23 protein-coding genes and 2 riboswitches are annotated in these 24,879 nt (G+C 48.9%); of the genes, 13 read left to right on the forward strand and 10 right to left on the reverse strand.

Annotated features, from left to right (window positions below; translation table 11 throughout):
* Positions 1–22: 22 nt before the first annotated feature.
* Positions 23–1,039 (forward strand): histidinol phosphate phosphatase domain-containing protein, encoded by a 1,017-nt coding sequence (locus BLS15_RS03240; RefSeq protein WP_036666962.1) that lies wholly within the window; start codon positions 23–25, stop codon positions 1,037–1,039.
* Positions 1,040–1,127: 88 nt separating this feature from the next.
* On the opposite strand, the gene BLS15_RS03245 is transcribed toward BLS15_RS03240, so the two are convergent.
* A complete protein-coding gene (locus BLS15_RS03245; RefSeq protein ID WP_028532147.1) occupies positions 1,128–2,054 on the reverse strand; it encodes a MerR family transcriptional regulator in 927 nt (308 codons plus the stop codon).
* A 200-nt stretch (positions 2,055–2,254) separates the two neighbouring features.
* Positions 2,255–2,357, forward strand: a riboswitch (TPP riboswitch).
* 128 nt (positions 2,358–2,485) lie between these two features.
* Here BLS15_RS03245 and tenA point away from each other — a divergent pair.
* The 5 genes from tenA (at position 2,486) to BLS15_RS03270 (ending at position 6,621) form a co-directional block, all read left to right on the forward strand.
* Positions 2,486–3,187, forward strand: coding sequence for a thiaminase II (tenA, locus tag BLS15_RS03250; RefSeq protein WP_090510079.1), 702 nt, complete (start codon positions 2,486–2,488; stop codon positions 3,185–3,187).
* On the forward strand, positions 3,184–4,029 hold the full coding sequence (gene thiM / locus BLS15_RS03255) for a hydroxyethylthiazole kinase (RefSeq protein ID WP_028532149.1): 846 nt from the start codon (positions 3,184–3,186) through the stop codon (positions 4,027–4,029). Before tenA ends, thiM begins: the two co-directional genes overlap by 4 nt.
* Positions 4,020–4,841, forward strand: coding sequence for a bifunctional hydroxymethylpyrimidine kinase/phosphomethylpyrimidine kinase (thiD, locus tag BLS15_RS03260; RefSeq protein ID WP_090509851.1), 822 nt, complete (start codon positions 4,020–4,022; stop codon positions 4,839–4,841). Before thiM ends, thiD begins: the two co-directional genes overlap by 10 nt.
* Positions 4,838–5,551, forward strand: a complete 714-nt coding sequence (thiE, locus tag BLS15_RS03265; protein WP_090509857.1) for a thiamine phosphate synthase — start codon at positions 4,838–4,840, stop codon at positions 5,549–5,551. Before thiD ends, thiE begins: the two co-directional genes overlap by 4 nt.
* 65 nt (positions 5,552–5,616) lie before the next feature.
* Positions 5,617–6,621: a linear amide C-N hydrolase gene (locus BLS15_RS03270; RefSeq protein ID WP_090509860.1), complete on the forward strand. Its 1,005-nt coding sequence runs from the start codon at positions 5,617–5,619 to the stop codon at positions 6,619–6,621.
* An 81-nt stretch (positions 6,622–6,702) separates the two neighbouring features.
* Here the strand turns inward: BLS15_RS03270 and BLS15_RS03275 are convergent, their stop codons facing one another.
* The 4 genes from BLS15_RS03275 to thrS all read right to left on the reverse strand — a co-directional run bounded on the left by BLS15_RS03275 (position 6,703) and on the right by thrS (position 11,191).
* On the reverse strand, positions 6,703–7,428 hold the full coding sequence (locus tag BLS15_RS03275; RefSeq protein ID WP_021254802.1) for a polysaccharide deacetylase family protein: 726 nt from the start codon (positions 7,426–7,428) through the stop codon (positions 6,703–6,705).
* Positions 7,429–7,438: 10 nt separating this feature from the next.
* Positions 7,439–8,026 (reverse strand): YkoP family protein, encoded by a 588-nt coding sequence (locus tag BLS15_RS03280; protein WP_028532153.1) that lies wholly within the window; start codon positions 8,024–8,026, stop codon positions 7,439–7,441.
* Positions 8,027–8,294: 268 nt separating this feature from the next.
* Entirely contained in the window at positions 8,295–9,230 is a 936-nt protein-coding gene (locus tag BLS15_RS03285) for a GNAT family N-acetyltransferase (protein WP_090509862.1), read from the reverse strand.
* Between the two features lie 47 nt (positions 9,231–9,277).
* Positions 9,278–11,191, reverse strand: coding sequence for a threonine--tRNA ligase (gene thrS / locus BLS15_RS03290; protein ID WP_021254805.1), 1,914 nt, complete (start codon positions 11,189–11,191; stop codon positions 9,278–9,280).
* A 585-nt stretch (positions 11,192–11,776) separates the two neighbouring features.
* Here thrS and BLS15_RS03295 point away from each other — a divergent pair.
* Positions 11,777–12,298, forward strand: a complete 522-nt coding sequence (locus BLS15_RS03295) for a TetR/AcrR family transcriptional regulator (RefSeq protein ID WP_021254806.1) — start codon at positions 11,777–11,779, stop codon at positions 12,296–12,298.
* Between the two features lie 107 nt (positions 12,299–12,405).
* Entirely contained in the window at positions 12,406–13,578 is a 1,173-nt protein-coding gene (locus BLS15_RS03300; RefSeq protein ID WP_090509864.1) for a YhgE/Pip domain-containing protein, read from the forward strand.
* 111 nt (positions 13,579–13,689) lie between these two features.
* Here BLS15_RS03300 and BLS15_RS03305 read toward each other — a convergent pair whose 3' ends face one another.
* The 4 genes from BLS15_RS03305 to BLS15_RS03320 form a co-directional block, all read right to left on the reverse strand.
* The gene (locus BLS15_RS03305; RefSeq protein ID WP_090509868.1) at positions 13,690–14,787 is read right to left on the reverse strand and encodes an iron-containing alcohol dehydrogenase family protein; all 1,098 of its coding nucleotides are present in this window, start codon (positions 14,785–14,787) and stop codon (positions 13,690–13,692) included.
* Positions 14,788–14,792: 5 nt separating this feature from the next.
* A complete protein-coding gene (locus BLS15_RS03310) occupies positions 14,793–15,638 on the reverse strand; it encodes a MetQ/NlpA family ABC transporter substrate-binding protein (protein WP_021254809.1) in 846 nt (281 codons plus the stop codon).
* Between the two features lie 140 nt (positions 15,639–15,778).
* Positions 15,779–16,444, reverse strand: coding sequence for a methionine ABC transporter permease (locus BLS15_RS03315; protein ID WP_028532156.1), 666 nt, complete (start codon positions 16,442–16,444; stop codon positions 15,779–15,781).
* Positions 16,434–17,447 carry a methionine ABC transporter ATP-binding protein gene (locus BLS15_RS03320; protein WP_090509869.1) on the reverse strand — a complete coding sequence of 338 codons (1,014 nt, stop codon included), beginning with the start codon at positions 17,445–17,447 and terminating at the stop codon, positions 16,434–16,436. Before BLS15_RS03320 ends, BLS15_RS03315 begins: the two co-directional genes overlap by 11 nt.
* 95 nt (positions 17,448–17,542) lie before the next feature.
* A riboswitch (SAM riboswitch) is annotated at positions 17,543–17,650 on the reverse strand.
* A gap of 211 nt (positions 17,651–17,861) precedes the next feature.
* On the opposite strand from BLS15_RS03320, the gene BLS15_RS03325 reads away from it, so the two are divergent.
* The 5 genes from BLS15_RS03325 (at position 17,862) to gntK (ending at position 23,475) form a co-directional block, all read left to right on the forward strand.
* Positions 17,862–17,969 carry a putative holin-like toxin gene (locus BLS15_RS03325; protein ID WP_090509870.1) on the forward strand — a complete coding sequence of 36 codons (108 nt, stop codon included), beginning with the start codon at positions 17,862–17,864 and terminating at the stop codon, positions 17,967–17,969.
* A gap of 715 nt (positions 17,970–18,684) precedes the next feature.
* On the forward strand, positions 18,685–19,584 hold the full coding sequence (gene gnd, locus BLS15_RS03330; RefSeq protein ID WP_021259604.1) for a phosphogluconate dehydrogenase (NAD(+)-dependent, decarboxylating): 900 nt from the start codon (positions 18,685–18,687) through the stop codon (positions 19,582–19,584).
* A 141-nt stretch (positions 19,585–19,725) separates the two neighbouring features.
* The gene (locus BLS15_RS03335) at positions 19,726–20,403 is read left to right on the forward strand and encodes a GntR family transcriptional regulator (protein ID WP_028532157.1); all 678 of its coding nucleotides are present in this window, start codon (positions 19,726–19,728) and stop codon (positions 20,401–20,403) included.
* A gap of 128 nt (positions 20,404–20,531) precedes the next feature.
* Complete coding sequence (locus tag BLS15_RS03340; protein WP_090509871.1) at positions 20,532–21,893, forward strand: GntP family permease; 1,362 nt, start codon at positions 20,532–20,534, stop codon at positions 21,891–21,893.
* Between the two features lie 34 nt (positions 21,894–21,927).
* On the forward strand, positions 21,928–23,475 hold the full coding sequence (gene gntK / locus BLS15_RS03345; RefSeq protein ID WP_021254815.1) for a gluconokinase: 1,548 nt from the start codon (positions 21,928–21,930) through the stop codon (positions 23,473–23,475).
* Between the two features lie 95 nt (positions 23,476–23,570).
* Here the strand turns inward: gntK and fabF are convergent, their stop codons facing one another.
* Positions 23,571–24,806: a beta-ketoacyl-ACP synthase II gene (gene fabF, locus BLS15_RS03350; protein ID WP_021254816.1), complete on the reverse strand. Its 1,236-nt coding sequence runs from the start codon at positions 24,804–24,806 to the stop codon at positions 23,571–23,573.
* Positions 24,807–24,879: the final 73 nt, after the last annotated feature.

A 24,879-nucleotide genomic window follows, 5' to 3' on the forward strand; every position in this document is an offset into this window, starting at 1 on the left:
CATAGGATGGGATGCGATCATTATGCTGTATTATGTAGACTACCATATGCATTTGGAGGAAGGCCCCTATTCGTTCCGCTGGCTTGATCGTACGAATCAAGCATTCGACCACTTCCATCCACTTGCTGAACCACGCCATTCCCGTGCATGGCTCGAAGCGAGTTATGCGCGTATGCATACAAGACTGCAGCGAGGAGCTTATGACGAATCATGGCTCGATCTCTATTTGCAAGAAGCGCTGCGCAAAGGACTGCGGGAGGTCGGAATCGTAGATCATCTCTATCGGTTTCTAGAGACGCTCCCCTACTTCGAACGTCACCTCGATATCGGAGACTCCCCGCTAGGCCGCCTTCAGCATACATGGCTGCATCAAGTATGCACCGAGCGGATTGAGGATTTCGCAGCTGCCATTCAGACCGCAAAGCCCAGATGGGCCGAGCAGGGAGTCGAGCTACGTCTTGGATTAGAAGCGGATTATTTTGCAGGTGGAGAGAAGGAGTTGGAATCTTTCATTGCGATGGCGGATTGGGACTATGTGATCGGGTCGATTCACTATGTGGATGGATGGGGATTCGATAATCCCGAGACTCAGTTCCGCTTCGATCAGGTTGATCTGCGTGAACTGTACGGGCACTTTTTCGATGATGTCGAACGAATGATTAACAGCGGTCTGTTCGATATTGCCGCCCATTTGGACAATTTGAAAGTATTTAATTATCGCCCAGCTGAGGAGCTGCATCTCCCGTACTACGAGCGAATCGCACAAGCATTAAAACGGACAAATACAGCTACAGAGGTAAATGCAGGACTGTTCTACCGCTACCCGGTCAAGGAGATGTGTCCGAGTTCCTCCTTTATCGATGTTCTGCTTCGACATGATGTCCCCTTTACCCTGTCATCGGATTCTCACTTTCCAGACGACGTCGGCAAATACGTGGCGGACAATACCCTTATGCTTCAGCAGCGCGGTCTAGCCGAAATTGCCACATTCCATCAACGCAAACGCATCATGCGACCGCTCGCAACTTCGACTTCTTAATAAAGAAAACGCAAAGCGAGCTGCCCTCTCTCCTATCCCATGAAAAGCAATTCCCGGCGCAACGACTGCACCGGGGATTTCATGTATATTATTTTATTTTCTTTCGAACCGGTTCGAATAGCTGCAGCCAATAAGCGTTGCTGCTTCCTGCCGGGCTGTCATTTCGTATATGCTCCTCCAAGCAGAATCTTGCCTCCGAATCAGGCTCGTAGTCTGGATGCTCGTTCAATTTCTCCATCAATAATTGCCACGATCCCGTAATATCATCTGTACTCTCCATCATGGCATACACCCCGCCGGAGAACCTAGCCTCCGCCAAATGACTTGGTATATCGATATTTTCTGGAATGGAGGCATATGCACAATAACCGTAAACGTTCGATTCAACGTCAGGGAGTGGTTCTTCATTTTTTCCAAATAGCCGTGCCGTTCCTTGCAGTTCAGCTTGCACGAGCCAGTCCGCTAATGATTCGATCGCTTCTTCTTCTGGTGATGCGCTTACGACAACATGGCAAGCCATTCTCATTGGTGGAAGGGTTACGAATTTGATCGATGCTGGAGAATAACTCCACTGATTACTCATCGGCATTGTCACCTCATGTTTCATATTTGAATGTAGGAACGGTTCATGACATAATTGCAGCAGCAATTGAGCCGTAATCGGTTCATTGAGGTACTTGTGCAACTGCTCCAACCATTTCTTCAATGTTAGTTCCTTCGATATGCACTCATTCTTGTGCTCAATCATCTCGTGTGCATACTGAGTCATTACCTGATGTGCGGTTCGGAACGTCATATCCGCCAGCACCACTTTAATCTCTTTAATCCCAATATCAAACCCTCTTAACAAAGCAGTTATACGGATTGCAAGCACAGTCTGTTCATCATACATCCTCCAGCCAGAACTGGTATCGCGCTGACTTGCAAACAACCCCTGCGACTCCCAGTGGCGCAGGGTACGGCTCGTCACACCGATTTCCTGCGATAATTTATCGATTCCTATCATGTTGCCCATCACTATCATCAACCTCTGTCACTTGACGTATCATAAGGCGCCTTATGAGGTTATTGTATCAGTTGTCGCAGCGTCAATTACAATACGAAACTTCGCTCCAAGCACTAACAAATTATCGTTTTGACCGAATGGTTGAGAAAACTAACGTTTTACAATTATCTCCATCAATGCTAAAGTAGTTCGTAAGATGAATATGACGTGAAATCCACTAGGGGAGCCGCATAGGCGGCTGAGACAAGAATTCTTGGACCCTTTGAACCTGATCCGGGTAATACCGGCGGAGGGAAGTGGAGCCGGCCTCATGGTCTTTTTGTATGGACATGATGAAGCCGCTCCATTTCGGGGCGGCTTTTTTTGGCTGCCGCGAAGTGCTCCTTGACCAGATTTCAGCATGCATTCATCATCTATCCAATCATTCGGAGGTGCTGTTCATGCTTACATTTACGGAGGAACTGAGACACGAAGCAGAGCCGATATACGATGCCATTATGGATCATCCATTCGTTCGGGGAATTGCTGAAGGTACTGTCAAGAAAGAACAGTTGATTCACTACGTAAAGCAGGATTTTGAATATTTGAATGCCTTTATTCGGATTTACGGCATTGCGATTTCCAAATGTAACAGCCGAGAGACAATGGCTCTTTTCAACGAGCAAATCTCGTTTGTGCTGAATAGCGAGATACACCCCCATCATAATTTTTGTAACGTGGCAGGCGTAACGTTCGAAGAACTGCAAGGCTACCCGATCGCCCCTTCTGCGAGCCATTATGTGTCCCATATGCTTACCGTGGCCCACGAAGGAACCCTAGAAGATATTATTGCGGCTTTGCTGCCGTGCCCATGGACATATACGGAGATCGGACAACGTCTGCTAAAAGAAGTGAATCCAGATGAGACCCATCCGTTCTATGAGTGGATTCATTTCTATGGAGACCTCGGCGGCGGAGTTACGGACAAAATGCGCCGAATGCTGGATGAATGGGCAGAATCGCTGTCGCAAGCACGCAAGCAGCAGCTGAAGAAGCATTTTCTGACTAGCTGCCAGCTGGAATATATGTTTTGGGACATGGCTTATCAAGTAGAAGACTGGCCGGTACGCTTGGCGGAGAAGACAGAGGTGAAACAAGGATGATCGATATGCAGTTCTTCCCCCAACGTATTAAGGAACGGCGCCCCCTCATCCACAATATGACGAATATCGTCGTCGCCAACTTTACCGCTAACGGTCTGCTAGCCATTGGCGCCTCCCCTGTGATGGCTTCAGCCAAAGAAGAGGTAGCAGACATGGCCAAGGCAGCAGATGCGCTCGTATTGAACCTCGGCACGCTCGATACAGACATGATAGAAGCTATGCTAATCGCAGGGCGGTCGGCGAATGTACATGGCATTCCGGTTATTCTCGATCCAGTAGGCGCAGGCGCAACGCCGTATCGGACGAAGGTGTCCGTGAAGATGCTCAAGGAATTGCGTGTCTCGATCGTGCGCGGCAATGCCGCGGAAATTGCTCAGCTGATGGGTGAAGCTGGCGAGATCAAGGGCGTGGATTGCATGGAGTCTGAAAGCTCCCTTCGTTCCCCTGAGGAGTTGTTCGATCTTGCTGCACGGGCAGCTGACCGTTTCGGCACCATCGTTGCCATTTCGGGCAAAGAGGATGTCATTACAGACGGCACAACCGGCTACGTTATTGCGGGCGGTCATCCGATATTAACGAGCATAACGGGAAGCGGGTGCCTGCTGACATCGGTCATCGGCGCATTTGCTGCGGTAGAATCTGATTTATTGCTGGCAGGAGCCGCAGCGATGTCTTATTATGGGGGCGCAGCAGCCCATGCCTATCGAACAGCGGGCCACCGAGGTCCTGGCAGCTTCCAAACTGCATTTCTTGATGCCTTGGCTGAGATCGACCTATTCGATACGGCGGCATCAACAATCACCCCTCGCCAAGCCTCCGCTAGAAGAAAGGTATGGCTATGATGGTCGCACGAGCATTGACGATTGCCGGTTCCGATAGCGGTGGCGGCGCCGGCATTCAAGCCGACATCAAGACCTTCCAAGAGCTGAACGTATTCGGCATGTCAGCGATTACGGCTGTGACGGTACAGAACACGCTTGGTGTTCACGGCGTATACCCGCTATCTCATGAAGCCGTTGCTGAACAGATAAATGCCGTCGTAGAAGATATTGGGGTTGATGCTGTCAAAACAGGGATGCTGTTCAGCGCAGGCATTATTGAGACAGTAGCGAATCGCCTTGAAGCATTCGGTTTGAACAACGTTGTCGTCGACCCAGTCACGATAGCCAAGGGAGGCGCAGAGCTGCTGCAGCAAGATGCCATAGAGGCGATGAAGAATCGCCTGCTGCCGCTTGCGCTGATTGTCACGCCGAACATCCCAGAAGCAGAAGCGCTTGCAGGAATGAAGATTGTCACCCTGCAAGATCGGTGCAAGGCTGCGATAAGAATTGCTGATTACGGCGCCAAAATGGTCATCATCAAGGGAGGCCACGACATGACGACCGAGCTGGCTGTTGACCTGTTCTATGACGGAGCCCACTTCACACTGCTGGAAGACCGCAGAATCATGACCAAGCATACTCATGGCACGGGCTGCACTTACTCGGCAGCGATTACGGCAGAACTTGCGAAGGGCACTGCTCCCAGCGACGCAGTTCGTACTGCTCGGCATTATATTCAAGCAGCAATTGAGGAGACGCTCGGGCTCGGCGGCGGCAACGGCCCAACCAACCATTGGGCATATCGGCGGCAGATGCAAGAGGTGGTCAGATGATAAGTATAGATAGTCGCATTGAAGATGCTTGCATGCGTTCCTATTTGCGGTTGTACCTCGTGCTCGGCAGCGGCAATTGCGAGGGTGACCCTGCAGCGGTTGTCGAGGAGGCCGTTCGCGGAGGAGTAACGATAGTACAGTTTCGAGAAAAGGGCGCAAACGCGCTGAAGGAAACAGCTAAGAAAGAACTCGCAATGCGCATTCAGTCGGTGTGCAGAAGACACGGCATCCCCTTCCTCGTGAACGATGATGTAGAGCTGGCGCTTGCCTTGAATGCGGACGGGGTTCATGTCGGCCAGAACGACGAGCCAGCGGCGCAAGTCAGGGATCGCATCGGCAATAAAATACTCGGCGTGTCCGTTCATTCGGCAGCTGAGGCTCTGCTGGCTGAGGAACAAGGCGCCGATTATCTCGGCGTTGGGCCGATTTATTCGACTGCTTCCAAAGAGGATGCTCTAGAGCCGCAAGGCACTGCAATCATTCAGCGGCTAACAGAGATAACATCACTGCCGATCGTAGGCATTGGCGGCATTACGGCAGAGCGTGCGCCACATGTAATTCGAGCTGGTGCAGACGGGATCGCTGTTATCTCTGCCATTACCCATGCGGAGAATGTATGTCATGCCGCGAGAGGACTTGCTTCCGGAACTGTTCTCTCGACAGCAGGATCGAGTCACCCAAGCGTTGCTTGCCCTTCTGTCATACCATAGATACCATCTTTGTCGTTCAATTGTCGAACATCATGGAGGAATCCGCCTGAAAAGGAGGAATTAGCATGTGTACAAATATATCGATACCGCGAAAATCGAAGAAGGGCGGCATCGTCTCCGCAAGAACAATGGACTGGACATTGAAGCTCAATTCCATCGTCAATTTTGTGCCTCGTGGACAGTCTTTTCCTGAAGCCAATCTTCCGGGAGATGAAATGAAATGGAAAAACAAGTACGGGTTTGTTGGAGCAGGCGATCCAATTGAAGACTTTATCTTTTACTCCGACGGATTGAACGAGCATGGACTTTCCGTTGCCGGGCTGTGGTTGTCCTGCAGCAAATATCCTATGCCTCGACCAGGTACTCCGATCCTATATAACTCCAATTTCGTTCCGTATCTATTGGGGAACTATAAAAATACCCATGAGGTAAAGGCTGCTTTGGCTGATTTGACCGTCATTAATATTTCAGAACTATATCCGTCCGCCTATGCGCTTCTGCATTATATTATCAGTGACGCATCCGGCAATCATTTAATCGTGGAGTTTACTGAAGGGGAAATGAAAATTTACCCGAGCAAACTGGGCGTATTGACGAATGAGCCTACATATCCTTGGCATCTTGTCAATCAAGAGCTATATCAGCACTTAAGCCTGGAAAACAATGCGCAAACCAGCTGTGGAAGTGAACTCTACGGCAGCGGCCAGCTCGGAATTCCAGGCGATCCGACTCCCCAATCCCGCTTTGCTCGATCTGCATTCCTACAGAAAACGACTTTTCGTCCTGCCAACACGAAACAAAGCATCGGGTTAGCTAGACAAATCTTGCAAACACTCACGGTTCCTAGCGGCACGGTCTATAATATGGGCTCCAGCACCATATACGATTGGACGCAGTGGTGTGTATACCGCGATCATACCAATCGCAGCTACTACTTTAACACAGACTTTAACAGCAAGCTTTACGGGATACACCTTACCCAATTAAATCTCGACGCCTCTGAACAAAGCCGAATCCAAATAGAAAGGCCTGCTTGGTACGAGGACATTACCAAAGCGTTTAACGCCTGACACGTATACCGTATGACCAATGAGCTTTTTCAGGCTGAAGTATTAAGAATAATACTATATTCTCATTAACTTCCCTATTTACTACGCATGCTCCAGCCTGATCAATTCATCCGTGCGTACGCATTTTAGCCCTCTACGTTCGGCCTCGTGCAATATATCGCGCAGCACCGTCAACATTTGTCCAGGGGCTTCCTTGTCAGCGCCGAACGTATCCCCACTGTCATGGAGTACGATAACTGCACCTGGCTCAATACGCTCAGACAGCAGCTTACGCAAGTTGCGTTCCCCCGTATCCAGCTTCCAATCCCGCGCAATAATCGACCATAATACGAGCCGATACGATTTGCGCAGCAGGAACAGATCTCCTAAATTCAGTATCCCCCATGGAGGACGATAGAAGGTTGGCCGCTCTCCTGTAATGCGTTCAATAATGTCCGCAGAACGTTCCACATGCTCGCGCCTGATGTTCCGAGGCGTCATGACCCAATTCGGCATATGCGTATAATTGTGAATGCCAATCTGATGGCCTTCCTCATGCATGCGTTTCACAAGCTCGGGATACTTCTCTGCCTTGCTGCCCAGAACAAAAAAGGTGGCCTTCGCGCCCCGCTCGCGCAATAAATCAAGCAGTTCAGGCGTATAATCCGGGTCTGGTCCATCATCGAACGTAAACGCGACATGACGATGTGCCCGCTTCCGTCTCGCCTTACGAAATACGCCCCATCCGCAGATTCGGGTCAATAAGAAAGGAAGCCCCATATAAATAGCGATCAGTACAATTAATATTCCTGCGATAATATTGTCCATGTTATCTCTCCTACTCCTTCACCCTATTCACATATCGATCCATTAACGTGGCACGAGACATCATCAGCATTTTCGGCACCAGCTTCGATCGCTGCTGCTTCAAGCGCTTGGCTCCCTCCGGATTCAGCATGCGGAGCAGCAAACGCAGATATATGGTAGATACTCGCTGCATCCACTTCGTCTCCAGAGGGTGCAGCTCGAAGCCTAATCCATAAGTGATGCCGCGATGAAGCAGTGTTATCCCAGTCAGCGCCTTTACCTTAGCCAATTCCGGATTCGTATTCACAGCATGGCCGACCTGCTTCAATGCATCACGCAGCCTGCGCGCCGTAACAAGTGCAGCCCGATCCGCACCAACGGAGCGAGACAGCTCCAGCACTTCCCGATTATCAAGGTGAATCTCGCATACATAGTCGCCTTTATGAATATAGGTTCCATCCTCACAGTGAATGGAGGTGCCTCGATGCGTCCGTACGACAACTTTACATATTCCGAACTGTGACTGATATACACTTCGAAGAGGCGTGATCAATTCAAATACAGCCTCCCACGTCATCCACAGTGATTGCAGCATTTTGTTGCCCAAGGTGGAAATCATGAACAATCAAATCCTTCCTGTATGAAAAATCGTGATCTGCTTAACTTACTTTCATCGTACAGCCTGGAGTTCTCTTTTTTCTTACTCCATTCTTACGAGTTTCTTAAATAATTGAGGTAAGCAGAGTCCTTTATATCCAAACCTTTCCTTTAGACAACAAAAAAGCAGTACAGCACTTCAAACTTTGTGCTGCACTGCTTATGCTAATTAACGAATCTCTTCGCTCTAACTTATCTAATGCTTCATTACGCTTCGGTTCCAGCGGCTATTAGACCACAATATTGTCGGAAGCAGCTTGTTCCGCTCTATCCAACGCTAGCTCTAATACGTAATAGTCATTGATATTGCGCACGTGGAACCCACAAGACGTGTATAACCCTAGTGCCCGCTCATTCTCAATTGCAACTTCTAATTCAATCTTGGCAGTTGGCTGCTGCTCCTTCATGCGCTCAATAATACTGCGAAGAATCCAGCGTCCGTATCCTCTGCCTCTGTGCTCAGGTTGAACACTGAAGCCGAATAGAAATGCACTGCCTTCTTCTCGCATAGCATGAATCTTCCCGATAGGCAGCCATTCTCCATTCTCCTGCTGGCAGTCTGCAATAAAAATATAATCCTGCTGCGAGAGCATCGCCGTCTCTACATACCCTCTTGCATCTTCCTCATTCATATCGAATCCGTCCATGTTCAATCGCGTGAGAAGAGCCACATCGCTGGTCTCTGCCTGACGTAATTCGATTTTCGCAGGGGGTTCACTAGCATCTTGCACATGCTCTCCAGTAAGTGTCATCCAATATTCGGAGAAGCTGCACTTCGAACCGATGCTCTCCAAATATTCCTTGCCAGATAAGGAAGGTCGAGCGCAAATGAAGATGAGTTTCTCCACCTGACGTCTCCCACACTCCTGCTGAGCTTCCTTAACAAGCTGACTGAATATGCCTTGACGCCGATAGTCGGGATGCACCATCCCGCTTATCTCTACCTCCGATGCACAGAACTGATAGATACCGAGAAATCCAACAATCTCACCATCTACAACATACACATAGTCGTTAGCGACATCACCCGTGCGTGCACGAAGTGAATCCCAGTTCAACTTCAAAATGATTTGATCGTGTTCATTGCAAATGTCTTCCAACCTACGCAGTGCTTCAAGCTGGTCAGCATCCAATTGTGTATAGGTTCGCAAGCCTGTATTTTTCATGCTACTCATCTCCTTCGCTTTCAAATGCGAATTCATGAGATTGTATTCTACACCTTGGCTGTTATTTCCTTTTCAATCAGTTCAGCAAGTTGTTGAATTGGCTGCGTTCCCAGATCGCCCTCGCCCCGCTTGCGGACGGACACGCTTCCGCTCGCCTGCTCCTGCTCTCCTACAATAAGCATGTAAGGAACTTTGCTCTGCTGCGCTTCGCGTATTTTGAAGCCTAGACGCTCATTGCGCGCATCCACTTGTACCCGAATGCCCGCCTGTTCCAGCGATTCCTTCACTTCATACGCGTAGTCGACGAAGAGATCCGATACAGGCAGTACCGCCACCTGAACGGGCGCAAGCCATGTCGGGAATGCTCCTGCATAGTGCTCTGTCAATATGCCAATGAACCGATCAATCGAACCGTACACTGCACGGTGAATAACAACAGGCCGATGCTTCAGGCTATCCTCTCCGATATAGGACAGGTCGAATTTCTCCGGCATCTGGAAGTCCAGCTGAATCGTGCCGCATTGCCAGCTCCGCTTGAGTGCATCCAAGATGTGAAAGTCGATCTTCGGCCCATAGAAGGCCCCGTCCCCTTCATTAACACGATATTCGACGCCGCGGTTATCCAACACGTTCTGCAATGCCTGCTCCGCCTCATTCCACAGTTCCTCTGAGCCCATCGAATCCTCCGGCCGAGTAGATAACTCGATCTTATACTCGAAGCCGAACACGTTATAAATGTGATCGATTAAGGCCATAACCTTGCCGATCTCCTCTTCGATCTGATCCGGACGGACGAACAGATGAGCATCATCCTGACAGAACGTACGAACCCGAAGCATACCGTTCAAGGCGCCAGACATTTCATGCCGATGTACTTGACCGAACTCGCCAAGTCGAATTGGAAGCTCTCGATAGGAGTGCTGCCCATTTTTGTAAATGAGCATATGCCCTGGGCAGTTCATCGGCTTCAGTGCAAACGTCGTATCATCTACTTTCGTGAAATACATATTGTCCTTGTAGTGATCCCAGTGACCCGACTGCTCCCACAATCGGTTGTTCATCATAAGCGGTGTGCGCACCTCGTCATAGCCGCGTCTTCGTTGAAGTCCGCGCGCGAAATCCTCAAGCTCTGTGCGAATCGTCATCCCGTTCGGCAAGTAGAAAGGCATACCAGGCGCTTCCTCGGAGAACATGAACAGTCCAAGCTCTGTTCCAAGCTTGCGATGATCGCGCTTCTTCGCTTCTTCAAGCATATGCAAATATTCTTCCAGTTGATCCTTCTTCGCAAAGGCAGTTCCGTATACGCGCTGCAACATTTTGTTATTCGAATCCCCACGCCAATACGCGCCGGATACCTTCATCAGCTTGAAGGCCTTAATGCGGCCTGTGGACGGAACATGTGGGCCTCGGCATAAATCCACGAATTCACCCTGCTTGTAAATGCTTATAACTGCGTCCTTCGGCAGGTCATGAATCAACTCCAGCTTCAACGGCTCATCCCGCTCGGTAAATAAGCGAATAGCCTCTTCCCGGCTGACAACCTCGCGCGTAATCGGCAGATTTTCTTGGATGACACGCGACATCTCTTGTTCAATCGCTGTCAGATCCTCTGTCGACAATGGCTTCGCGATATCAATGTCGTAATAGAATCCATCTTCAATGACTGGGCCGATTCCCAGCTTGACTGCATCGGCTCCATATATGCGTTGAATGGCTTGCGCCATTACATGTGCTGTACTGTGGCGAATGATGGAGAGACCATCCTTGCTGTCTGCTGTGACAATCTCGACGAGGCTGTCATGCTCGATCGCAGTGTCGACATCCACGAGCGTACCGTCCATTTTCCCGGCAAGTGCTTGCTTCTTCAAGCTTGTGCTAATCGATGCTGCAACTTCTTCGATGGTCGTGCCTTGCAAATACCTCCTGTTCGATTCGTCTGGAAATGTTACCTTGATCTCCATGCTTCAGCCTCCCTTTCCTCATAGTCGCAAGTGAATGATGAACGCCTGAGAGAACGCAAAAAAACGCATCTCTCCCGAAAGGGACGAGTGCGTTCTATCTCGTGGTTCCACCCTAATTCAATCCTGCATTGCTTGTTGGAACGGGATAAGCCGCCATTCGCTGCAATTGCAAGATCCTTCATTGGACATCCGGTAACGAGGATGGGTCGGTGATGCTTACTGCTGAGAAGCGGATTGCAATGGTACCAGTACCATTTCCAAATGCTCACCCTCAGGTTCAACATCACGGCTGCAAAGGGGTAATTCCACAACCGTAACTGAAGAAGCTTGCACCAATCGCTTCTCTCTCTGGACAGCTCGTGCTGGAAATCATGTCTTTGGTCATCGCCTGATTGATATGGGAATTATCTTACTCCTTCCAACGAAAAAGTCAAGCAATAAAATCCAAAAATAAAGATGCGAGCCCTTCTTGAGGATGTTAGATTTATGTATACTATGGCCATTTCCCCACTTGACAAAAGGAAGCACATACATTAATTTATTGATTAATAAATAACGAAAATTCTGACAAGGTGTTGAACCAACATGTCACCAAAAGACCCATCTTTATCTCGTAAGGATCAAATCATTGATGCTGCTGTCGCCTCCTTTGCGGAGCATGGCTTTTACAAGACGACAACCGCCAAAATAGCCAAATCGGCTGGTGTAACGCAGCCATATGTGTTTCATTTTTTTAAATCCAAAGAGGAATTGTTCATCGCAGTTCTCGACCGCGCCACAGAGAAGATTGAAGAGGCCTTCTCCAGCGTGGATGCTCCTCCCGAACAGTTTGTAGAGACAATGGGACGCGCCTTCGGGAAGCTCATTGAGACCCATCGCGATGAGATGCTCGTGACGATGCAGGCATTTACAACTTCAGAGCCAGCAATTCGCGATTCGGTGCGTGACCATTTCACTGCGATACACCAGACGGTCATACGGCGCTTTGAACAAGCCGGGATTCCGAATGCCAAATTCGCAGCCAGCATGTTCATCGGCTCAGGTCTAATTATTACGATGTCAGAAGTGCTTGAAGCGCCTAATTTATCTCCGTGGCCATCTAAATAAAACATAGTGAAACCACTATTCATCTGCTGCCTTTTTGAGGTCGCACTTTTTTTGGCATTGTATTTATTGATTAATAAATAAATATTAAAAATGAGGTGTGTTGATTTATGAACAAAATGTCTGTAAAATCCACTTTTCTTCACCTGTTACAGTCGCCGTCGGTCATTATTGGCCTTATTACCGCGCTTACTTTTCAAGTGCTATTCAGCCTAATCTGGCTGACCGGGTACGATCATTTGACAGACAATGTGAATCGGTTAGCCATTGCCATAGTGAATGAGGATCAAGTAGTTGGCAAGCAAGCGGTGCAATCGATTATGGGGAAGCTGCCAATTCACATGAAAGAGGAAGCGAGTCTTGATCAGGCAATGACACAGCTTGAAGAACGCAAGGTGCAAATGGTTGTGCATATTCCAGGCAATTTCTCTAAGCAGCTAACGGATCCGACACAGAAAGCTGTCATCACGTACGCTGTGAACGAATCCAATCCAAGCATGGTGAAAAGTGTAATGCAATCTGTCTCCAGCCAAATTACGACTTCACTCAATGAACATGCGGTTCGTACGGGCATGACTCAAGTACTGGAGCAGGTACATGTTCCACAGTCGCAAGCAAGCAGCCTATCCGAATCCATGTCTGCACGCGTTGTAGCCGAAATGAATAACGTCCATCCCATTTCGAACTTCTCGTGGACGATGGTTCCCATGATGCTGCTGCTGGCTTCCTTCATTGGCTGCATGCAGTTCACCATGGAAATGAATAAGGCTGCCAAAGCTATTAAACAAAAATGTGGCCAATGGACACTCCTGACAGCTCGCTCCCTGCACAATATTGTGGCCTCCTTGATCATTACAACGGTCGGCACGGGAATGGTGGCGCTGATGGGTGTTCATTCCGATCAAGGCTTCGGCATAATGTGGCTATTCCAACTCGCTTACGTCATCACGTTTCTATTTGTCTCTCAGCTGTCCTTTTACATCTTCAGCGATGCTGGTGCATGGGTCAATATTGCACTGCTGTCGATCCAGTTGATCACCTCGGGAGCTCTGCTGCCGCGCGAGCTGCTGCCATCTTTCTATCAGAAAATCAGTGAATTCTCCCCTGGCACCTATGCCGTAATTGGCATTATGAACCTAGTGAACGGGGGCCCAGCCATATCGGATTCAATCCATGCGCTCTTGCTTATCTTGACTGTGGTCATCCTGCTGACGACTATGATTGTTGGATGGGTACAGTTATTGCAGCGCAAACCGAAAGAACATGGACAGCTAGCTTCGTAAGCAAACTTATTAATGATGCGTAGACACAACGAGATACCGCGTATTCGCATTACATGGCAATAAAGCGCCATCCGCCGCATTTTTACGGACAGATGGCGCTTTATTCCTTCCTCACGATACAATTTGCTCCAGCTTCACGATTGCCTCATATACCTCGTCCGAGGTTACGCCTTCTGGCCTCATCAGCTGTATGGATTCCTGTGGGAGAGTCGCTTTCCGCGCAATGCACTCCAACGTTGGACGGTCTTCCGCAGATAATGCAAGGTCACTTAGCCGATAAGGCAAGCCTAAGTCTTCATAGAACGGCAGCAAATTCTTCATTTCCGCAACATTATCCTCCAGCACCAATTGAACGAGGATACCGTACGCGACCTTGTCTCCGTGCAGCAAATGATGTGTCGCTGGCGCGGCGGTCAGGCCATTATGAACCGAGTGTGCTCCAGCTATTCGACCAAGATGATCGCCGAAGCCGCCAACAAGGCCGCCTGTCATAATTATCGTCTCCGCTACCTCTACGAACGCATCGGATAGCCGCTTCTGCTCTGCGTCGTGAATGCTCTGCCGTCCATGCTCCAGAAGTGCAGTCTGGCATAGACGAGCTGTAAGATGCGCAACCTGAACAGCGGCTGAACGATGCTTCAAACCACGAATGAGTACATCCGCCTCATACCATTTCGCTAATGTATCGGCAATCCCTGCACGCAGATAATCAACAGGTGCATGCAAGGCAATGCGTGGTTCAAGCAGCACCATAAGTGTGCTTTTCGGAAAAACGGTATAGTGTGTAAATTGTCCTTCTTCGTTATAGAACACGCTGAGCGGCGTCCATGCTGCACAATTCGAGGCGAGCGTTGGCACGAGAATCGTATCCAGCCCCGATGTATTGCCTGCTGCCTTGACCAAGTCCATTACCTTGCCGCCGCCGAGTCCAAGAATGGCATCCGCTCGTTCGGCCTGTGCATAGCATGCAATCCGGTGCGCTTCCTGCAATGTGCATTCCCCTTGATAACGGAGATATAACAGTGTTGTGTTCGTCTCCTTCGGCCAATAGGGCTGCGCCGCCTCCAAGGAGCGATCACCATGCACGACAATCACTCGCTTGTATTGATACGGTGCCAATAATGTATCTAGCTTGTCCAAAATGCCCGCTTCACAATGATAGACTGCCGGCGTACCTCTAACGACGATAGATTGCTCTTCCTTCTTCATCGATGTCACTTCCTTTTCAGCATCCACTCTGGTTTGCCGAAGCCTTTGAACTGTTCATCTATTGTTTTCTCGAATTCGGCAGATTCAACAGCTTCCTTCAAGTCCTTCGCGAATTGCTTGTCCAAATCAGCTGTATTCACAACGACACGATTGCGGTAATCATCCGGCATATTTTCGAGCTTCAGAGCATCGAGCAGGTTCATTTTCGCAGCAAGTGCGAAGTTGCCCGGAACAAGAGACAGGTCAGCGCTGTCTACTGCGCGCGGAAGCTGAGCAGCCTCGATTGGCTGTAGAACAAGATGCTTCGGATTGTCCTTCACGTCCTTCTCCGATACACGCAGTGGATCGATGTCCTTGTTCACGGTAATGAGTCCTGCATCTTGCAGCAAGCCCAATGTACGCGCCAGGTTCGTCGGATCGTTCGCAATCGCTACTGTACTTCCGTCAGCAACTTCATCCAAAGATTTGAACTTAGACGAGTAGATGCCCATTGGTGCCGTCGGTACCGAAATAAGCTCGGACAATTCAATTTTATTTTCTTTTGCAAAGTTCTCCATGTAGATTTTGTGCTGGAACAGGTTCGCATTCAAATCCCCATTCGACAATGCCAGGTTCGGCTGCACATAATCTCCGAATTCAACCAACTCAATGGAATAGCCTTTCTTCTCCAATATCGGCTTAATCGCCTTCGTTATCATATCGCTATAAGGGCCTGCTGTTGCGCCGATCTTGATTGCTTTGCTTTCTTCCTGCTTTGCGTCTCCTGAACCCGTTGATGCGTCTTTGCTGCCGCATCCAGCCAGCAAGCCAATTGCTAGAATAAGAGAAAGAATAAGAGCTGTTTTCTTCATGTTGATGACCTCCGTATATGTTTTTTGTATGGATTTGGTGCCTTATGTCCCTTTTTCAATACCAAAAAGACGGCGTGATCTTGATATTTTTCTTCCGTTGCTTCGTAACGGTTGACTTCAAATGATCGACAGCGAATGCATTATCGCTTGTCTACTTTCTTTGCAATAAAGTCTCCTCCGTACTGAATGATCTGCACCAAGCAGATTAGAATGATTACCGTGGTAAACATTACAGTGTTGTCGTAGCGATAGTAACCGAACCGAATCGCCAAATCGCCGATTCCACCTCCACCGACTGTACCAGCCATTGCCGAATAAGCGACAAGGCTGATTGCTGTAATGTTCACGCCTTGGATGATGCCTGGCTTCGCTTCAGGGAGAAGTACATCCCTAATGATCATCCATGGTGTTGCACCAATGGAGATTGCCGCTTCGATGACACCTTTGTCAATCTCGCGCAGCGCCGTCTCTACCAAGCGGGCGAAGAACGGAATTGCCGCAATCGAGAGCGATACCGAAGCAGCCGTCGGGCCTATCGTTGAACCGACAATGAGCTTCGTCAGCGGCAGCAGTGTCACCAGCAAGATGATGAACGGAATTGAGCGAATCATGTTGACGATGAAGCCTAGCACATTTTTCGTAAACGCATTTTCGAGGAATAGCCCCTTATCGGTTACAAATAATAGAATTCCAATGGGAAGACCCAGAATTATGGCAGCAAACAGCGAAATTCCAACCATATAGAGCGTCTGGACAAATGCCTTGCCCAAGTCCGGCAGCAGTTGGATGATCGAATCACTCAGCATGATGGATGACCTCCAATCGATAGGTTCGTTTTTTGATGTAGTCGAGTGCTTGCCGCAGCTCTGATACTTCTCCATTCAGCTCCAAGATCAGAATGCCTAGCGGGTTGTCATGGATGTATTCAATTTTGCCATGCAAAATATTTGCTCTAACCTTGAAGTTCGTCATTACATCAGTAATGATTGCTTCCTCTGCTTGCGGCGCCACGAAGTGAATCTTCACGATCGTTCCCTTGCAATGCTCAATCAATCGTTCTGGAAGATTGAATTGGAACAGACTGCTGATGAACGAGCGGGTCATCGGATGCTGTGGATCAGAGAAAATGTTATATACCGGCCCCTCTTCTACCACATTGCCGTTCTGCATCACCGCCATCCGGTCACAGACGTCCTTCACCACTTCCATTTCGTGCGTAATCAATACAATCGTCAGGTTAAGCTGACGATTGATTTTCTTCAGCAGCTCCAAGATTGACTGAGTCGTCTCAGGATCCAGCGCAGACGTTGCTTCATCACACAGCAGCACATGCGGTTCATTGGCCAGCGCTCTGGCGATACCTACTCTCTGCTTCTGCCCGCCGCTGAGCTGAGCAGGATATACATCTCGCTTGTCAGCCAAACCAACCATGTCAAGCAATTCAAGGACACGCGGTTCAATCTCTGCCTTCGACTTGTTGTTGGCCTTCAGAGCAAATGCGATATTCTCGAATACCGTCTTGGAGCGGATAAGATGAAAGTGCTGAAAGATCATGCCGATCTTCAGTCTTGCCTGTCGCAAGCTCTCTCCTTGCAGCTTCGTCAAGTCAACGCCATCGACGAGGATACTCCCGGATGTAGGTTCCTCCAGCAAGTTGATGCAGCGCAGCAATGAGCTCTTCCCCGCACCGCTTCGTCCGATAATCCCGTAAATTTCCCCTTTATTGATTCGGAGGGAAACGTTATTTACGCCGATGACGGTCGATGTCTTGCTTCGATACTCCTTAACCAAACTCCGAATTTCAATCATTTCACACACCCCGCCATTCTGTTGCTATCACCTGGATGAAAACTAAAAAGCCTCTTTCCCTAAGAGAGAAAGAGGCTGAATTGGCAGTATCGCCACACTTATCTCTCAGAATGGAATCATTCCGTAGGATTTAGCACCGTTTACTCACAGGTAAGGTTGCCGGACGTCATAGGGCCTAGTCCCTCAGTCGCTCTTGATAAGGTAGTATGAAGTTGTCATTTGTTGTTGAAAATATTACATCTGAAAATATGAGATGTCAACAATATTTCATTTCATTTTCAAAATGGATCCCTCATTCTCGGAACCATGCAAACATTCATAAACGTCACTAGACCAAATATGTTATAATATGGAACATACAATAGAATGGCTTACAAGGGCGGTCGGCTATCCTCCGGAAGGGAGGTGATGCCTGTGAGCGTATATGAAGCATTATCCGTCATGCTCCAATTCGGACTATGGATACTCGCGTTAATCACGTTGATTATTACGCTGCTGATATACCTCAACAAACAGAAATAGACCGCCCTAGGTCAAAGGATGCGGTCTATTTCTGCTTCCGAAGCCAATCGCCCTTAAAAGCGGCTATTGTATAGGAGTCGGTTGCAGCCGACTCTTTATTTATTCTTATTATAGCACTGGGAATATATACATGCAATGCGCTCACACAGCGAGTACCTTACATCACATCATTTACTTTGGTATTTTAAAACATCAACACATTCTCTGAATAATTGTCCATGAGGACGCTAGGAATCACATAAAAAAGCAGCACACCGATTATAAAGATGGAGCACTTCGATATTGAACGCATTTTTCTTACGAATCACATATTCATCATTGCTCTGGTTGCTGGATATAAACCATATATTGTTTTTCATGCTGTTATCCCTCTCAGAAAAGTTCATCTAACGTCCTACTAATGTCTTCGTGATCATGATTATAGCCGGAGAGACGGATTAAATTCCCCTTTCTCAATCAGACCGATCATTTCCTGGCATGGACGGTGTTGACTATTTCCTGCTGTGTCAAGATTTTCTCCACACGTATTATATAGATACATAATTTCCGCCACTATGAATCACTCTAAATGAGACAGCATACCCCTGAGCCGAGATATAGCGCTTACAATTTCCACTTTACAGATAGGCCAGAAGACAGTAAGATAAGATCACACTAAGTTGTATACAAGTATACTTGTTGTACTTTACAGCATGATCACAGGAGTGAATACAGCATGAAATTAGGCATGATTGGCCTTGGAAAAATGGGTTTCAACCTCGTAGATAACATATTGCAGCACAAGCATCAGGTAGTCGCTTTTGATGTAAATGCTGAACAACGTCAAAAAGCAGCTGACCTAGGAGCAATTCCTGCAGATACAATTGAAGAACTCGTATCGAAGCTGGATGCTCCGAAGATCATCTGGATGATGGTTCCGGCTGGAGAAATCGTGGATCAAGTGGTAGACACTCTGCTTCCTCTTCTCTCTCCAGGAGACATTGTCATTGACGGAGGAAATTCACATTATAAACAATCCATCGCTAGAGGCGAGAAAGTGCATGCACTGGGTGCCCATTACTTCGATATCGGAACATCCGGCGGAGTATCTGGCGCAGCTGAAGGCGGCTGCTTCATGATTGGCGGCAACCAAGAAGTATTCGCTACACTTGAGCCACTGTTCAAGGACATTGCGGTAGATCAAGGATATTTGTATGCAGGCAAGAGCGGAAGTGGACATTTCCTGAAAATGGTTCACAACGGTATTGAATATGGAATGATGCAGGCGATCGCGGAAGGCTTCGAAGTATTGGACAAGAGCGACTTCGATTTCGATTACGAACAAGTTGCACGCGTATGGTCCAACGGATCGGTTATCCGCAGCTGGTTGATGGATCTGACGCAAAATGCTTTCTCCAAAGATCCGAAGCTGGACAGCATTCGCGGCGTTATGCAAAGCTCTGGCGAAGGCAAATGGACAGTGGAAACTGCACTGGAGCTGCAAGCAAGCGCACCCGTTATCGCGATGTCCCTCTTCATGAGATATCGTTCGCTTGAGTCCGATTCCTTCCACGGTAAGGTAGTTGCTGCACTGCGCAATGAGTTCGGCGGACATCAAGTGGTAACGAAGGAATAGTCAGTTCCTATTTCGATAGCGAAGATAGAATCACCACAAGCCCGATGGTCGCGCCATGCAGCACCGTGGTACAATCAGAACCAAATCTGTAAAGTAAAGATATGGGTTCAGGAAACCAATCATGAGGAGAGTTCACGCATGATACACTATCCGAAACAGTGGCTGCAGGGCGCATCCCTTGGGGAATCCATCGCCTGTGAGCTGCGATTGCAAATTATTAACGGCTCCATCAAGCCGGGCGAAATTATATCGGAGAATCGAGTGGCTGCCGACTTCGGCACCAGCCGCTCTCCCGTTCGCGAAGCATTGAAAACGCTCTCTAACGAAGGGCTTATCCGCTTGGAGCGCATGGGTGCTGTTGTCTTAGGGCTTAGTCTTATCGACGTCGAAGAACTGTACGATGTTCGCTATCTCATTGAGAGCTTTGTCCAGCAGCGGCTCGCCATCGTGAACACAGATGGTCTGATTCTGACGCTTCTGCAGATTATCGACAAGATGGAACTCGCGGTTAAGTACAATGATGCCGTTGAATTCGCTTATCAGGATTTATCGTTCCATGAAGCGATCATTGCTGCAGCGGAGCATAAACGCATCATGCATCTGTGGACGAGCATTCGACTGATCGTGAAGACCGTCATGCTGATGACAACGGAAGAAATATTCTCTGAGGGAGAAGCGAAGCTGTTCACTGTAATTGAAAAACACCGTACGATCGTAAGAGGACTCCAGTCGAAGGATACTCATACGATCCAGCAGGTTGTCTCAGCCTACTTCGCCGACTCGAACCGTACCTTGCATGTCAGCTTGCCGCATTCGTAACGGCAAGCTGCAAGGATACAAAGTTTTTTAATTTTAAGTTGTCGACAAGTATTCAAGTTTGTTTTGGAAACGCTATATTTGGAATCATTCATAACAATCGGCACTTTTCAAAAGGAGGCTCGTACATCATGAGCACACTATTCGGAATGAGTCACAATGTGACATTACTATTTTGGACACTGCTTACCATCGTATTTCTCATTGTGTTCATTGCCAAGCTAAAATGGAATCCTTTCGTGACGTTGCTTATATCAGCATTAATGCTCGGTCTGTTAACAGGCATGAAACCGCAAGATGTTGTGCAATCGATTACACAAGGCCTTGGCGGCACACTTGGCACGATAGCCATTGTCATTGCGCTCGGTACCATGCTGGGCAAGATGATGGCAGAATCCGGCGGTGCAGAGCAAATCGCCACTACCCTTATTGATAAATTCGGAGAATCACGCGTTCACTGGGCAATGCTCCTTGTTGGTTTTATTGTAGGTATCCCGGTATTTTTTGAAGTTGGTGTAATACTATTAATTCCAATTGTGTTCACTGTAGCACGCAAAACAAACAAATCATTGCTGCAGATCGGCATTCCAATCTTGGCGGGGCTATCTACCGTACATGGACTCGTACCACCGCATCCGGCACCGATGATTGCCATCGACGCTTATCAAGCGGATCTCGGTCGTACGATTCTCTACTCTCTGCTCGTCGGAATACCAACAGCAATTATCGCAGGGCCGCTATTCGGCAAGTTTATTGGTAAACGCATTCAATTACAGCCGCCAGCGAAGCTCGCTGAGCAATTCGCGCAGAAGAGTGATCGGCCGCTCCCAAGCTTCGGCATTACGCTGTTCACCATTTTGCTGCCTGTCATTCTTATGCTGATTGGCTCCGTCGCAGACATCATCGATCCTGAAGGCATTAGCAGCTTAGCCGTACTGTGCAAATTCATCGGCCATGAAATTATCGCGCTTCTGATTGCAGTCGTCTTCTCCTTCTTCTCGCTCGGTTATGCGCGCGGCTTCAAGAAGGAAGAGATATCCCACTTCACCAGCGAATGTCTCGCTCCTACCGCAACGATCATTCTTATCATTGGCGGCGGCGGTGCGTTCAAGCAAGTGCTCATTAACAGTGGTGTTGGCGGTGCGATCGCAGAGCTTGCCACACAAGCGAACATTAACGTCATACTATTCGCCTGGTTCGTCGCAGCATTGATTCGTGTTGCAACTGGTTCTGCAACCGTTGCCATGACGACCGCTGCTGGTATTGTTGCTCCAGTACTGGCGATGACTCCAGGTGTTCCTGTAGAATTGGTTGTACTTGCAACTGGCGCAGGCTCGATCGTTCTGTCCCACGTCAATGATGCAGGTTTCTGGATGGTGAAGGAATTTTTCAACATGTCCGTCCCAGAGACACTTAAGTCATGGACAGTGATGGAGACGATTCTATCTGTCGTCGGATTAGCATTGATTCTGCTGTTGAGCACAGTAGTGTAACATACATGGTAATGAAAGAAAGAAGGTTATTCCTATGAATCATCCCAACTACATGATCGGAATCGATATGGGAACGACGAGCACGAAGGCAGTCGTATTCGAAGAGAATGGCAAAGTCATATCCACCGGCAGCCAAGGCTATCCACTGCATACACCGAACGCAACGATAGCCGAGCAGGATCCAGAACGGATATTCCAAGCCGTTGTCTCTTCTGTCAAGCAAGCGATGAGCGCTGCGCAAGCCGGGCCTGAGGATGTACTGTTCCTGTCCTTCAGTTCGGCGATGCATAGCCTCATCGCCGTCGATGCAGATGGCCATCCGCTCACCCCTTGCATCACGTGGGCAGACAATCGGAGCAGCAAATATGCAGCTCAGCTCAAGAAGGATCCGCAGGGACATGCCTTATATTTGCGGACAGGCACTCCCATCCATCCGATGTCCCCGCTTACGAAGTTGATGTGGATGCGGCATGAAGCTCCGGAATTGTTAAATAAGGCGGCTAAATTCATTTCCATTAAGGAATACGTACTATTCAAGCTGTTCCATACGTATGTTGTCGATTACTCGATTGCGTCTGCTACCGGGATGATGAATTTGCAGCAGCTCGCTTGGGATGAAGAAGCGCTTGAACTTGCGGGCATATCGACTGACAAGCTATCCGAGCTCGTTCCTACTACGCATCAGCTAACAGGAATGGATGAAGTCTACGCGCGGGAGATGGGACTCTCCCCTGCTACCCCAACGATTGTGGGAGCCAGTGATGGTGTGCTCTCCAATCTTGGTGTAAATGCGATCGAGCCTGGTGTTGTTGCAGCAACAATTGGAACGAGCGGCGCGATCCGTACCGTCGTGGAACAACCGCTTACCGATCCGAAGGGCAGAATCTTCTGCTATGCCCTGACAGACAAGCACTGGGTCATCGGCGGACCTGTGAACAATGGCGGCATGCTGTTCCGCTGGGTACGCGATGAACTGGCTGCTTCCGAGGTTGAAGCAGCGAAGCGGCTTGGCATTGATGTCTATGATCTGCTTACTCGCATTGCCGAGCAGGTTCAGCCGGGGGCAGACGGACTGCTCTTCCATCCTTATCTAACTGGCGAACGAGCTCCGCTCTGGAATGCGGACGCGCGCGGCTCCTTCTTCGGCCTCACGATGCATCACAAGAAGGAACATATGATTCGTGCCGTGCTGGAAGGCGTCATCTTCAATATGTACACGGTGTTGCTTGCAATGGAAGAGCAGATGGGACGCCCTAGCAAGATTCACGCCACTGGCGGATTCGCTCGTTCACCGCTCTGGCGGCAGATGATGGCCGACATCTTCGATCAAGAAGTTGTCGTCCCTGAGAGCTACGAGAGCTCCTGCCTTGGTGCTGTTGTGCTTGGTCTATACGCAACTGGAAGAGCCGATTCACTCCGTATCGTATCTGATATGGTAGGCGCTACGCACAAGCATGAACCTAATCCGGAGCATGCAGCGATTTATCATGAACTGCTTCCGATCTATATCTCGATATTCCGCAAGCTGGATGAAGAATACGAAGCGATTGCCCGCTTCCAACGTAAGCGTCTTGAATCCTAAGCCCTGCTGATAAACGCCGAGCCCCTGAATTTGCGGATATGCCGCAAGTCAGGGGCTATTTTGTACCGAACCGATTATCCGGTTATGCGTCTCAATCACTCATACTTCTTCAACACGATCACGGCATTATGACCGCCAAAGCCGAAAGAATTAGATAGTCCCACCTTCACATTGGCCTTCCGTGCTTCATTCGGCACATAATCCAGATCGCAGAGGGGGTCAGGGTTCTCAAGGTTAATCGTCGGCGGAATCAGTCCCTCCTGTAAGCTCTTCACGAGCGAGATGGCCTCTACTCCCCCAGCAGCACCCAGCATGTGACCCGTAATGGACTTATTTGCTGTTATCGGAATCCGATAAGCATGCTCGCCGAACATTCTTTTAATCGCCGTTGTCTCTGCCAGATCGCCAACCTCCGTACTCGTTGCATGCGCGTTAATGACATCTACATCCTCGGCAGAGACTGATGCTTCCTGAAGAGCCGTTCTCATCGCAAGATAGGCACCTCGCCCTTCAGGATGGGTCGCAACAATATGGTAAGCATCCGAGCTTATCCCATATCCAATAACCTCCGCATAGATTCGTGCCTTTCTACGGATGGCGTGCGACAATGATTCCAGAATGAGTATGCCCGCGCCTTCAGACATGACAAATCCATCCCGCTCCGCATCGAAGGGCCGACTGGCCTTCGTCGGATCATCATTCCTTGTTGATAATGCCGTTGCATTACCGAAGCTGGCTAGCGATAAGTCGGTAACAGCAGCTTCCGTTCCGCCTGCAAATACAATGTCTGCTCCTCCCGAGCGAATGAGCCGGAACGCCTCGCCAATCGCAGTATTGCCGATCGCACAAGCAGAGACATGGGACATCGTAGGGCCCAGCGCTCCCCATTTGATGCTGATCTGTGCAGACGCTGCATTCGCCATCATGGCTGGCACCAAGGTCGGACTGACTCTCCCAGGACCTCTGCTTCGCAAAATATCGACATTTTCAATCAAGGATTCAATTCCGCCAATGCCTGACCCCACGTAGACACCTAAGCGCTCAGGGTCAATCTGATCCAGCACCAGCCCAGAATCCGCCCATGCCTGCTCTGCGGCAGCAAGTGCAAATTGAGTGAAGCGATCCAGCCGTCTTGCCTCTTTGCGTCCTAGAAGTCCATCCGCATCGAACTCACGCACAAGACCAGCAATTTTCGTTTTATGACCGCTCACGTCAAATGTATCAATAGAGGATATTCCTGATTGTCCAGCAACTAAGTTCCTCCAAAATGTCTCTACATCATTTCCTATCGGGGAGATAACTCCCATTCCTGTAATCACTACGGGTTCCAACTCTAATTCCTCCTCACAGATCGTGATCGTACAAGCCTCTATAACGACACTGTCTTCATTGTGAAATATGAAT

Origin of the sequence: Paenibacillus sp. cl6col (assembly GCF_900102125.1) — a bacterium.
Lineage (GTDB): Bacteria > Bacillota > Bacilli > Paenibacillales > Paenibacillaceae > Paenibacillus_B > Paenibacillus_B suaedae.